The organism is Amycolatopsis sp. NPDC058986 (genome assembly GCF_042741125.1).
Lineage (GTDB): Bacteria > Actinomycetota > Actinomycetes > Mycobacteriales > Pseudonocardiaceae > Amycolatopsis.
The window spans coordinates 41,653-52,850 of record NZ_JBHYJW010000039.1 but is presented as its reverse complement, the minus strand read 5'-3'; the positions used below and the strand labels follow the sequence as shown (position 1 = coordinate 52,850).

Annotated in this window: 13 protein-coding genes and 1 pseudogene; 8 read left to right on the top strand and 6 right to left on the bottom strand. The window is 69.7% G+C overall.

Translation table 11 applies throughout. From position 1 onward, the window contains the following. Window positions 1–475: pseudogene (locus ACFW0G_RS29610) on the bottom strand (DNA-binding protein); the annotation flags it as partial. A gap of 95 nt (window positions 476–570) precedes the next feature. Between ACFW0G_RS29610 and ACFW0G_RS29605 the strand changes: the two are divergent. The 3 genes from ACFW0G_RS29605 to ACFW0G_RS29595 all read left to right on the top strand — a co-directional run bounded on the left by ACFW0G_RS29605 (window position 571) and on the right by ACFW0G_RS29595 (window position 3,923). Beyond that, the gene (locus tag ACFW0G_RS29605; RefSeq protein WP_378328733.1) at window positions 571–753 is read left to right on the top strand and encodes a hypothetical protein; all 183 of its coding nucleotides are present in this window, start codon (window positions 571–573) and stop codon (window positions 751–753) included. A 101-nt stretch (window positions 754–854) separates the two neighbouring features. Further along, on the top strand, window positions 855–2,255 hold the full coding sequence (locus tag ACFW0G_RS29600; RefSeq protein ID WP_378328701.1) for an NAD-dependent malic enzyme: 1,401 nt from the start codon (window positions 855–857) through the stop codon (window positions 2,253–2,255). Between the two features lie 123 nt (window positions 2,256–2,378). Beyond that, window positions 2,379–3,923 carry an alpha/beta hydrolase gene (locus ACFW0G_RS29595; RefSeq protein WP_378328700.1) on the top strand — a complete coding sequence of 515 codons (1,545 nt, stop codon included), beginning with the start codon at window positions 2,379–2,381 and terminating at the stop codon, window positions 3,921–3,923. A 45-nt stretch (window positions 3,924–3,968) separates the two neighbouring features. Here the strand turns inward: ACFW0G_RS29595 and ACFW0G_RS29590 are convergent, their stop codons facing one another. Both ACFW0G_RS29590 and ACFW0G_RS29585 read right to left on the bottom strand, forming a co-directional pair. Beyond that, a complete protein-coding gene (locus tag ACFW0G_RS29590; RefSeq protein WP_378328699.1) occupies window positions 3,969–4,379 on the bottom strand; it encodes a PIN domain-containing protein in 411 nt (136 codons plus the stop codon). Next, on the bottom strand, window positions 4,367–4,633 hold the full coding sequence (locus ACFW0G_RS29585; protein WP_378328698.1) for a type II toxin-antitoxin system Phd/YefM family antitoxin: 267 nt from the start codon (window positions 4,631–4,633) through the stop codon (window positions 4,367–4,369). Before ACFW0G_RS29585 ends, ACFW0G_RS29590 begins: the two co-directional genes overlap by 13 nt. 93 nt (window positions 4,634–4,726) lie before the next feature. Between ACFW0G_RS29585 and moaC the strand changes: the two genes are divergently transcribed. Together moaC and ACFW0G_RS29575 are read left to right on the top strand one after the other, a co-directional pair. Continuing rightward, the gene (gene moaC / locus ACFW0G_RS29580) at window positions 4,727–5,197 is read left to right on the top strand and encodes a cyclic pyranopterin monophosphate synthase MoaC (protein WP_378328697.1); all 471 of its coding nucleotides are present in this window, start codon (window positions 4,727–4,729) and stop codon (window positions 5,195–5,197) included. Beyond that, window positions 5,194–6,123, top strand: a complete 930-nt coding sequence (locus ACFW0G_RS29575) for a molybdenum cofactor biosynthesis protein MoaE (protein WP_378328696.1) — start codon at window positions 5,194–5,196, stop codon at window positions 6,121–6,123. Before moaC ends, ACFW0G_RS29575 begins: the two co-directional genes overlap by 4 nt. Before the next feature lie 750 nt (window positions 6,124–6,873). Here the strand turns inward: ACFW0G_RS29575 and ACFW0G_RS29570 are convergent. The 3 genes from ACFW0G_RS29570 to moaA form a co-directional block, all read right to left on the bottom strand. Beyond that, complete coding sequence (locus ACFW0G_RS29570) at window positions 6,874–7,500, bottom strand: transglycosylase family protein (protein ID WP_378328695.1); 627 nt, start codon at window positions 7,498–7,500, stop codon at window positions 6,874–6,876. A gap of 503 nt (window positions 7,501–8,003) precedes the next feature. Continuing rightward, window positions 8,004–8,270 (bottom strand): MoaD/ThiS family protein, encoded by a 267-nt coding sequence (locus tag ACFW0G_RS29565; RefSeq protein ID WP_378328694.1) that lies wholly within the window; start codon window positions 8,268–8,270, stop codon window positions 8,004–8,006. Window position 8,271: 1 nt separating this feature from the next. Further along, window positions 8,272–9,345 carry a GTP 3',8-cyclase MoaA gene (moaA, locus tag ACFW0G_RS29560; protein WP_378328693.1) on the bottom strand — a complete coding sequence of 358 codons (1,074 nt, stop codon included), beginning with the start codon at window positions 9,343–9,345 and terminating at the stop codon, window positions 8,272–8,274. Window positions 9,346–9,455: 110 nt separating this feature from the next. Here moaA and ACFW0G_RS29555 point away from each other — a divergent pair, with 110 nt between their 5' ends. Genes ACFW0G_RS29555 through modA form a run of 3 tightly spaced genes read left to right on the top strand, consistent with a single transcriptional unit; the run spans window position 9,456 to window position 11,196 of the window. After that, on the top strand, window positions 9,456–9,944 hold the full coding sequence (locus tag ACFW0G_RS29555) for a MarR family winged helix-turn-helix transcriptional regulator (protein ID WP_378328692.1): 489 nt from the start codon (window positions 9,456–9,458) through the stop codon (window positions 9,942–9,944). Between the two features lie 50 nt (window positions 9,945–9,994). Next, a complete protein-coding gene (locus ACFW0G_RS29550; RefSeq protein ID WP_378328691.1) occupies window positions 9,995–10,399 on the top strand; it encodes a molybdopterin-binding protein in 405 nt (134 codons plus the stop codon). Then, complete coding sequence (gene modA / locus ACFW0G_RS29545; RefSeq protein ID WP_378328690.1) at window positions 10,396–11,196, top strand: molybdate ABC transporter substrate-binding protein; 801 nt, start codon at window positions 10,396–10,398, stop codon at window positions 11,194–11,196. Before ACFW0G_RS29550 ends, modA begins: the two co-directional genes overlap by 4 nt. The last annotated feature ends 2 nt before the right edge of the window (window positions 11,197–11,198 follow it).

Sequence of the window (11,198 nt, the reverse complement as noted above, 5' to 3'; positions counted from 1 at the left end):
CCGACAACGTCGTCAGTAGCGCTCGCTCGTCCGCGCCGACGTCCGCGAGCAACGTCTCGACGTCGGCTCCCGCCAGCGCGGGCGACGAAGCGCCGAGACCGGCGGGGAAGGGCCCGAGCGCGTCCCGCATCGACGGCGGTACGCGCAACGCGTCGTCGGGTCCCCACACGAGCGCGCGGGCACGCAGCCGCGCGAGGGCTTCGGCGACGTCGGCTCCGATGAGGTCGGCGATGGCGGCCAGCGGTACCGGCCCGGCGTCGGCACCCGCGAGCAGGAGCGCGTCCAGCACGGCGAGGGTGAACGTGTCGAGGTCCTCGCAGGCCCGCGCGATCGAGCCCGGGGTGCCCGCGCGCGTGGCGAGCACGGTGGTGTCGGACGGGGGCGGGGTCGACAGATCACGCCGCGAGCGGAGCAGCGCGGTCAGTGCGTCGTCGGACTCCGCACGCAGCCAGTCCGCCAAAGAGGTCGCGGGCATAGACGACCAGGATACCGGGCTGGTGCCGGTCCCCGAGCCGTGCTCAGGCAGACTGTGTACCTGAGGACCGGTTGAGCAAGTTCTTGGAGGGCGTTGTGGCGAAGGGTCAGCAGAGCAAGAGCAAGGGCATCGACCCGACGTGGCCTGCGGAGAACGGTGACCACCCGGTGACCGAGCTGGCCGCCGACCGGCAGGGCGCGCTGTCGCCGTTCGGCGACACCACGTTCCCGCTCGAGCAGGTGCCCTACCGGCACCCGCAGACGGAGATCAACAAGTAGCGTTGTTACTGGTCAGTCACCCAGCTGGGGCCGCGTGGCGCCGATCACGGGGCTAGGGTTTCACCCGTCCCATTCGGAGTTTCCCAGCGGGGGTAAGTGCCATGCCGGTTCCCGGTCCCGGGTATTCGATCACTGTCCGGGTCGAGGCCCCGGCGTCGTCCACCGCCGCGGGTGATCTGACCACCGCCGTCGGGCGTGTCGGCGGTGTCCTGACGGCGTTCGACGTCGTCGAGTCGCACGCCGACTCGATCGTCGTCGACATCAGCGCCAACGCGCTGTCGGAGAACCACGCGCAGGACATCACGCAGACCCTGGACTCGCTGCCGGGCGTGCGGGTCCGCAAGGTCTCCGACCGGACCTTCCTCATCCACCTCGGCGGCAAGATCGAGGTCACGCCCAAGGTCGCGCTCCGCAACCGTGACGACCTCTCCCGCGCGTACACCCCCGGTGTCGCGCGGGTGTGCCAGGCGATCGCGAACAACCCCGAGGACGCCCGGCGGCTGACCATCAAGCGCAACACCGTCGCCGTGGTCACCGACGGATCCGCCGTGCTCGGCCTCGGCAACATCGGCCCCGCCGCGGCGCTGCCGGTGATGGAGGGCAAGGCGGCGCTGTTCAAGAAGTTCGCCGACGTCGACGCCTGGCCGGTCTGCCTGGACACCCAGGACACCGAGGAGATCATCAAGATCGTCAAGGCGATCGCGCCGGTATACGCGGGTATCAACCTCGAGGACATCGCCGCGCCGCGCTGCTTCGAGATCGAGGCGCGGCTGCGCGAGCAGCTCGACATCCCGGTGTTCCACGACGACCAGCACGGCACCGCGATCGTCGTCGTCGCCGCGCTGCGTAACGCGCTGCGCGTGGTCGGCAAGAACATCGAGGACTGCAAGATCGTGGTCAGCGGCGTCGGCGCGGCCGGCTCGGCGATCATCCGCCTGCTGCTGCGCAAGAACCCGGCCGACATCGTCGCCGCCGACATCAACGGCATCGTGCACCCCGACCGCGGCGACCTCGACGACAACCTGGCCTCGATCGCGGCGGAGACGAACAAGCAGCGCGCGTCCGGCACGCTGCACGAGGCGCTCGTCGGGGCCGACGTGTTCATCGGCGTCTCGGCGCCCAACCTGTTCGGCGCCGAGCAGGTGGCCACCATGGCCGACGACGCCGTCGTGTTCGCGCTGGCCAACCCGGATCCGGAGGTCGACCCGCTGGAGGCGCAGAAGCACGCAGCCGTCGTCGCCACCGGCCGCAGCGACTTCCCGAACCAGATCAACAACGTGCTGGCGTTCCCCGGCGTGTTCCGCGGCCTGCTCGACGCGCACGCGCACAAGATCGACGACACCATGCTGCTGGCCGCGGCCGACGCGATCGCCGACGTCGTGGACAACGGCAAGCTCAACGCGTCGTTCATCGTGCCCAGCGTGTTCGACAACGCCGTCGCCCCGGCGGTCGCCGACGCGATCAAGAAGGCCGTGCGCGCGGAAGCCGCCGAACGGGCGTAGGGAAAACCCTGACGCGGGATTCACCACCGTGGGGGACGCCGGATACGCCCGGAGACGGACGCCCCCGCGGTGGGAAGTCCCTAGCCTGATTCCGACGATGCCGTCGATATCAGGGGGTTTGGGATGCGTTCGTCCGTCTCGCGCGGACTCGGCCTGCTGGCCGCCGCGGTCGCCACGACCGCGATCGTCGTACCCGGTACCGCCGCCGCGGCGGAGAGCCCGGCGGTGAAGTGGGGCCCGTGCCCTGCCGACGTCGCGGCTCCGCAGCTGCAGTGCGGCACGCTCGACGTCCCGCTCGACTACCGGAAGCCGGACGGGAAGAAACTCCAGGTCGCCGTGTCGCGCCTGGCCAGCACGAAACCCGCGCAGCGCCGCGGTGTCCTGCTGATGAACCCGGGCGGCCCCGGTGGGCCGGGCCTGAACATGCCGTTGCAGCTGCTGCAACTCGGCCTGCCCGCCAGTGTCGCCGACAGTTACGACCTGATCGGCTTCGATCCGCGGGGTGTCGGCCACAGCACGCCGGTGACCTGCGACCTGAAGACGCTGCAGAGCAACGTGCCGCCGTACGCGCGTGACGCGGCCGACGTCGCGAAGCGCGCCACGGCGGTGGAGGGCGTCGCGAAGAAGTGCGCCACCTCGAAGACGGCGTCGATCCTGCCCTACATCACCACGGCGAACACCGCCCGCGACATGGACGCCATCCGGGCCGCGCTGGGCGAGAAGAAGATCTCGTACTACGGCATTTCCTACGGCACGTACCTCGGCTCGGTGTTTTCGACGCTGTTCCCGCAGCGGACCGACCGGATCGTGCTCGACAGCGTCGTCGGCCCCGGCGGCCTCGACGTGACCGGCTCGCGCCGGTTCGGCCAGGGTTTCCAAGACCGCTTCCCGGACTTCGCGAAGTGGGCGGCGGCGCGCAACGACAGCTACGGGCTCGGCAAGACGCCGCAGCAGGTGACGGCGAACTACTTCGCGCTGGCCGAGCGGCTCGACAAGACCCCGGTGGGCGCCATCGACGGTTCCGCGTTCCGCGCCGGGGTGCTCGGCGCGCTGTACGACACCACTTCGTTCCCGAAGCTGGCGCAGCAGTGGCAGGCACTGACCCGTGGGGTCACACCCGCCGTCGAGGCGGCGGCGTTGCCGCCGGAGGCCATCGAAAACCTGCTCGCCTCGCAGCTGCACGTGGCCTGCAACGACAACGCCTGGCCGCGCTCGGTGGCGACGTATCAGCACAACGTCGCCGTCGACCGGGAGCGGTACCCGATGTTCGGCGCGGCGGCGGCCAACATCTGGGCGTGCGCGTTCTGGCCGTCGCAGCCGCTCGAACCGCCGGTGAAGATCGGCGACCGCGGTCCGTCGAACATCCTGGTCGTGCAGAACCTGCGTGACCCGGCGACGCCGCTCGTCGGTGCGCGGGAAACCCGCCGGGCACTGGGTGACCGGGCCCGGATGGTGACGGTGGACCAGGGCGGCCACGGCGTGTACGTGTTCGCGCCGAACGCCTGTGGCAACAACGCCGTGAACCGGTTCCTGGTGGACGGGCAGCGTCCGGCGCACGACACCGCCTGCGGTGCCGACACCGGGAACGCGTTCAGCGGGCTGTCGCCCGAGCAGCAGCGTCAGCGTGAGCAGGCGCTGGACGAGCGGCGGGCACTGCCGGTCTCCTGAGGTTGTGCCCAGCCGGTGAATCCCGGGCTTTCGCGGGCCCGGGATTCACCGGCTGCGTTCGAGCAGCCGCACCTCGACATCGGGGAGTTCGTCGAAACGTGCGTGGGCGTCAGTGGTCACGAGCACCCTGCCGGTCGCGCGAGCCGTTGCGGCGATCATCAGATCGTGGGCTCCTCGGCTTTGTCCGGTGCGTTGGAGGTGCGCTATGAGTTCGGCGTGGTGATCGACGATCTCGATGGTGTACTCGACGGTCGGTGTGACAGCCAGGATCTCGTCCAGGTAGGCCGTGTGTGCCGCGCGGCGGGCCGGATTCGGGTCGAGCAGCAGGCCGACGCGGTACTCCGCGATCGCCACAGCGGGTACGGCGACATCATCGTCACTACCGATGGCATCGGACGGCAGTCGTTGCCGGGCCGCCTCGATGAGCACGCCCGTGTCGAGAATCAATCGTGCCACGGGTCGCTGTCCCCCTCGGCGGACGCCGTTTCGCGAACCTTGGCAACGTTGTCCGCGAAGGTTTCGTCCGCGCTCAGCTTGCCACCCCAACGGTGGAACACCGCGCATACCGCGGCGCCGTTCGTGCGCGGCGCGGGGACGATGAGCGCCACTCGGCGCCCATTGCGCGTGACCACGATTGTTTCGCCGTTCTCCGCGTCGTCGAGTACGGAGGAGAACGACCGGGACGCTTCGGAAGCGGTGAGTTCTCGCACAGGAATCAGATTATCAGATATTGACTGTCTGATCGAGAGCCGTCCGGGTTGGCGGTACGTGCCCTGCCTGTGCAAGGCATTAGCCTCCTGCAGGTGAGTGAACTGAGCCATGTCGACGAGACCGGGGCCGCCCGGATGGTCGACGTCTCCGGCAAGACGGCCACGGCGCGCACCGCGCTCGCCGCCGGGACCGTGCGCACGACGGCCGAGGTGCTGGCCCTGCTGGCCTCGAACGGCCTGCCCAAGGGCGACGCGCTGGCGACCGCGCGGATCGCCGGGATCATGGGGGCCAAGAAGGTGCCCGACCTGATCCCGTTGTGCCACCAGATCGCGTTGTCCGGGGTCAAGGTGGAATTCGAGCTGGCCGAGGCCGCCGTGCACATCAGCGCGACCGCGAAGACCACCGACCGCACCGGCGTCGAGATGGAGGCGCTGACCGCGGTCGCCGTCGCCGGGCTCACCCTGCACGACATGATCAAGGCCGTCGACCCGGCCGCGACGCTCGACGACGTCCGGTTGCTGCGCAAGGACGGCGGCAAGACCGGGACCTGGGAGCGGCCATGACGTCTTCTCGCACTGCTCGCGTCATCGTGGCCTCGAACCGCGCCGCGAAGGGGATCTACGAGGACAAGACGGGCCCCGTCATCGCCCGATGGCTCGCCGACCGCGGCTACGACGTCCCGGCGCCGGTCGTGGTCGAGGACGGCGAGCCCGTCGGGGTCGCGCTGCGGGCCGCCGTGGCGGACGGCGTCGCGGTCGTCATCTCGACGGGCGGCACCGGGATCTCGCCGACCGACCGCACCCCGGACGTCACTCGCGGTGTCCTGGACTACGAGCTGCCGGGCGTCGCGGACGCGATCAGAGCCGCCGGCCTGCCGAAGGTGCCGACCGCGGTGCTGTCGCGCGGCGTCGCCGGGGTCGCGGGGCGGACGCTGGTGGTGAACCTGCCGGGGTCCAGCGGCGGCGTGAAGGACGGTCTCGGCGTGCTCGAAGGCGTCCTGGACCACGCCGTCGACCAGCTGGCAGGTGGTGACCACCCGCGTGCGGCGCCGACGGGTACCGTCGCCGTCCGGGTGGCGCGGGCGATCGTGACCGAGACGCCGCTTTCCGTCGAGGAACACGCCCAGCTCGTCGAGGACGACGCCGCGGGAGCCGTGGTGACCTTCGGCGGGGTCGTCCGGGACCACGACGGCGGCCGTTCGGTGCGGGATCTGGTCTACGAGGGCCACCCGAGCGCCTCGGACGTCCTCGCCTCGGTCGTCGCTGAACTCGCGGCGGGCTGGACGGGGGTGCGCGCGGTGGCGGTGAGCCACCGGGTCGGGCCACTGACGATCGGCGACGTCGCCCTGGCGTGCGCGGTGGCGGCCGAACACCGGGGGCAGGCGTTCGCGGCGTGCTCGGCGCTGGTGGACGAGCTCAAGGCCCGGTTGCCGATCTGGAAGCACCAGCACTTCACCGACGGCACCGACGAGTGGGTCAACTCGCCCTGAGCGGCTCTGTCCGCCGTTAAGGCCCCCTTACGGGCGTCCGACGCCCGTAAGGGGGCCTTAACGGCTATGTGCCGTTCCTGAGGGTGCCGGGGGAGCAAGGGACCTTTGCTCCCGTTTCGCGTGGAGTGTCGGCTAGTCACAGTGGCCTCATTGGTCATATGAGCCACAGCAGCACCTTTTGTCACATTGACGCGCTTCGATTCCCGCCCGGTGCCGTGCGCCCCAATGCCACTTTCGGTGCGTTGGACGCACCGAACGCCACATTGGGGTTTTCTCGGTAAGGGGCGGGAGTGTGGCTTCGCTGGGGGTGTTTTCCCGAGGTGGTCGGGTGGTGTCGGTGGCTGGTGGGGCGGGCTTGCGGAGGTGTCGGTGTCTCGAAAGCTCCGTTGGGGGCGGTGAACGTCCTGAACGACGCGTTCGGGGCATGAGGCCCGGCACTGGAGTGTCGTGAATGGACATTGACGGCGTTGAACGTCCCCAATGTCCCATTCGCGACACTGCTGACCAGGGCGAAAGCCCGCAACCGCTGTCGCCCGTATCGAACGCAACCGACCACTACTGAGAAACCTCATTGGGGCGCTTGGGGCGTCGCGGGACCCGGAGGTGGAGACGCGAAGGTGCCCACGGCCGGAAGAAGGCCGCGGGCACCTCGCGGGGAAAAGCCAGGACCCCACCGCCGGGGGAATTCGCGGTGGGGTCCTGGGCAAGTACGGCGAAGCCGCCGGACTCAAGCCTTCAAGCAGGCTCGGGTCACTTGGTGGCGAGCTTCTGGCCGACCACGATGAAGTCGGGGTTCGGCACGTACTGCTTGTTCAGCTCCTGCAGCTTCTGGTAGCCGCCCTGGACGTTGAACTGCTGGGCGATCTTGGAGAGCGTGTCGCCCGCGGCGACGGTGTAGTCACCGGCCGGGTTCGAGCTGGCCACCTGGGTCACCGGGGCAGCGGACTGGACCGGCGCCGGGGTGCTCTTCTTCGGGGTGGCCTTCTGCGGGGTGCTCTGCTTGGGGGTCACGGACTTGGCGGTCGTGCCGCCGGCACCCTTGGCGCCACAGACCGGCCAGGCGCCGATGCCCTGGCCCTGCAGGACGCGCTCGGCCACGGCGATCTGCTGCTCACGCGAAGCGTTCTGCGGGCTGCCGGTGCCGCCGTAGGCCTTCCAGGTGCTCGGGGTGAACTGCAGACCGCCGGAGAAGCCGTTACCGGTGTTGGTGCTCCAGTTGCCGCCGCTCTCGCACTGCGCGATGGCGTCCCAGTTGGTCGCCGACGCGGGGGTCGCGGCGATCGCGATGGGGGCGCCGACCGCGATGCCCGCGACAGCGACGCGGGCGATGTGGCGGGTAGCGGCGGACATCTTGCGGTGCTTGCCTCGGTAAGACATTTGAGTACTTCTCGTTTCCTGCGCCTACGAGACTGAGCTGAGGGTCAGGCCTGGGTTCGGCCTGTCCGTCCGTTGCCGGCCGGCTGACCTCGACTCCGCACGACGCGTCGTCTCGGTCCCCTCGTCCCTGTCCGGAATGCTTTCGCTCGGGGTATGGGTCCGGGGATCCGTCGGACAGGGCTAGGCGCTACGGATTCCCGGTCTTGCGTGGTCGGTCGGGGCCAACCGAAAAGCGACGGTACGTAACGAGAGCCGTGATCGGAAATTATTCGGGGTGTGACCTACGTCACAGTAACAGCACGGAACCCACTGCGATTCGGCTGTTTTCCCTGTTCAAGCCACCGTTATCTGCCCGTTTCCTAGTCGAGATAAAACACAGATCGTGAGGTCTGCATCACGTGTTTCGCGGAGCGATTGGACCATTCGTGCGCGTGGCGAACGAAATAGCCGCGCACCTTATCGATCTTGGGGCCGCTATGCCAGTCCACTGAATGACAAGCGTGTCAGCCACCCGCGAACGGGGGGAGTACATCCAGCTGGTCACTGTCACACAGGGTGCGGCTCGTGTCCCGGACGGCGACCTCGTTCAGCAGGAGGCTCGCCGCGTCGAGGACGCGGTCGAGCGCGCCGGGGTGCAGTTCGCGCACCTGCCGGACGGCGTCGGCCACGGTGGCGCCACCGGGCAGCCGCACCTTCTCCTCTTCCACGCCCGCCGCGGCCCTCGCCGAGGCGAAGTAGCGCACGAGCACCGACACGGTCGTCTCAGTCATCTCAACCGCCGATCGCGCTCATCGGCCGGATCGGCTGCGCGAACCCGGCCTCGTTGATTTCGTGCCCGGCGAGCTTGCCCCACATCGTGCGCCGCCAGGCGTCGGCCACCTCTTCGTCGCGCGCGCCCGCGCGCACGAGCGCGCGTAGGTCGGTCTCGTCGTTGCTGAACAGGCAGGACCGGACCTGGCCGTCCGCGGTCAGCCGGGTGCGCTCGCAGGCCGAGCAGAACGGCCGCGTGACCGACGCGATCACGCCGACGTCGCCGGGGCCGCCGTCGACCAGCCAGCGTTCGGCGGGGGCGCCGCCGCGCGCGGCGGGGAACGGCGAAAGCTCGAACTCCGCGCGGAGCATGCCGAGGATCTCCTCGGCGGTGATCATGTCGCCCCGGTTCCAGCCGTGCTGGGCGTCCAGCGGCATCTGCTCGATGAACCGGAGGTGATAGCCCTCGGCGAGGCTGAACCGCAGCAGTGGCACGGCTTCGTGCTCGTTGAGCCCGCGCATCAGCACCGCGTTGATCTTGACCGGTGTCATCCCGGCGTCGCGGGCGGCGGCGAGACCGTCCAGTACATGGGAAAGCCGGTCGCGCCGGGTGATCCGGACGAACGTCTCGGGGGCGACGCTGTCGAGCGAGACGTTGATCCGGTCCAAACCGGACGCGGCGAGCGCGGCGGCCCGCTTCGCGAGGCCGATCCCGTTGGTGGTCATGGACAATCGGGGCCGCGGCTCGAGGGCGCTGATCCGCGCGACGAGGTCCTCCAGGCCGGGTCGCAGCAGCGGTTCCCCGCCGGTGAGCCGGATGTCGGTGACGCCGAGCCGCTCGACCGCGACCCGGAGCAGCCGCAGCAGCTCGTCGTCGGTCAGCACCTGCTCGCCGGGCATCCAGTCGAGCCCCTCGGCGGGCATGCAGTAGGTGCAGCGCAGATTGCACCGGTCGGTCAGCGACACCCGGAGATCGGTGGCGACGCGGCCGAACGTGTCGATGAGTTCCGGCGTGTCGGGACGGGGTTTCGTGGGCGCGCCGGACGCACCTCGTGTACCGGGGACGCGAGGAAACCCGAGATCCACTGCTGTCATTGGCTCCAGCCTAACCCCGGAGTGTGTCGAGTCCGACTCGTTAGACTCTTTCATGAAGTGAGCCGCTCAGTAGCCGAACGACCCGCGGCACACGGTGAAAGGGTTGCGTGATGTCGAGCACCACAGGAAAGACGTATCCCGTCACCGCCGGCGAACTCGCCAGGTTCGCGCAGCTGGGCCGGGAGGGCAGCACCCTTGCCGTCATCCGGCACGCCAGGATCGCCGAACAGATGGGGCTGGCCTCCAGTGATCACAAGGCGCTCGACCTGGTCAGCCAGGCTCCAGGCCCGCTGACCGCGGGCCGGATCGCCGAGCTCACCGGGCTTTCCACCGGCGCGGTCACCGGCGTCATCGACCGGCTGGAGAAGGCCGGGCTGGTCCGGCGCGTGCGCGACCCGGAGGACCGCCGCAAGGTCCTCGTCGAGGTGGTGCCGAACGCCATGGCCAAGTTCGCCCCGCTGTTCGAGTCGGCCGCGGACGCGCTGGAGCGGATCCTGGCAGGGTTCTCACCCGAGGAACGGAAAGTGGTGGAACGCTTTCAGAACGCGATGCTCGACGAGGTACGCGCCGACATCCTGGACAATTCCCGCCCCGCGTAATTCCCCACCCGCCATGGCTATTCCGCAGGTGCGGCGTTAATGTCGCTGCCATGCCGCAATTCCGGCTGTCCGAGGCAGCCAAACTCCTCGGCGTCAGCGACGACACCGTCCGCCGCTGGGTACGGGCCGGTCAGCTGACCGCCACCGACGACGCCGTCGGGCGGAAGGTCGTCGACGGCGCCCAGCTCGCTGCCTTCGCCCGCGCACAGGCGTCCGGGCCCGACGATCCCTCCGAGGTCGGGCGGTCGGCGCGCAACCGCTTCGTCGGGCTGGTCACCGAGGTCATCGTCGACAAGGTGATGTCCCAGGTGGAACTGCAGTGCGGCGCGCATCGCGTGGTGTCGCTGATGAGTACCGAAGCCGTCCGCGAGCTGGGCCTGCGCCCGGGCGTGCTCGCGGTCGCCGTCGTCAAGGCCACCACCGTCGTGGTGGAAACCCCGGAAGGAACCCGATGAAGCTCTCCGGCGCCCCCACCGTCGCCGCGGTCGCCGCCGCCGTCGCGCTGGCCGCCACCGCGTGCAGCAGCTCCGACAAGGCCAGCTCGAACCCCGGCGGCCAGGCCCCGGCGCCGTCGCCGGGCGGCACGCTCACGGTGTTCGCGGCGGCCTCGCTGACCGAGTCCTTCGGCGCGCTCGGCAAGCAGTTCGAGGCCAAGCACCCCGGCGTCACCGTGAAGTTCGACTTCGAGGGTTCGTCCGCTCTGGTCCAGAAGCTCACCAACGGCGCGAAGGCCGACGTCTTCGCCTCCGCCGACCAGGCCAATATGGACAAGGCCGCCAAGGCGCAGGTGATCGACGGCTCGCCGGCGGTGTTCGCCACGAACAAGCTGACCATCGCCGTTGGCAAGGGCGATCCGAAGGGGATCAAGGCGTTCGCCGATCTCGCCAAGGGCGGCACGACCGTCGTCGTGTGCGCACCGCAGGTGCCGTGTGGCGCGGCGACGAAGAAGATCGAGCAGAGCACCGGCGTCACGCTCAAGCCCGCGAGCGAGGAGCAGGACGTCAAGCAGGTGCTGGCGAAGGTGTCGTCGGGCGACGCCGACGCCGGGCTCGTCTACGTCACCGACGCGACGTCGGCGGCGGGGAAGGTGGACAAGGTCGACTTCCCCGAGGCCGCGGGGGCGATCAACAACTACCCGATCGGCGTCGTGAAGGACGCGCCGCAGGCCGCGCTGGCCAAGGAGTTCACCGAGTTCGTGCGCGGGCCGGAGGGGAAGGCCGAGCTGGGCAAGGTCGGGTTTGGCACGCCGTGACC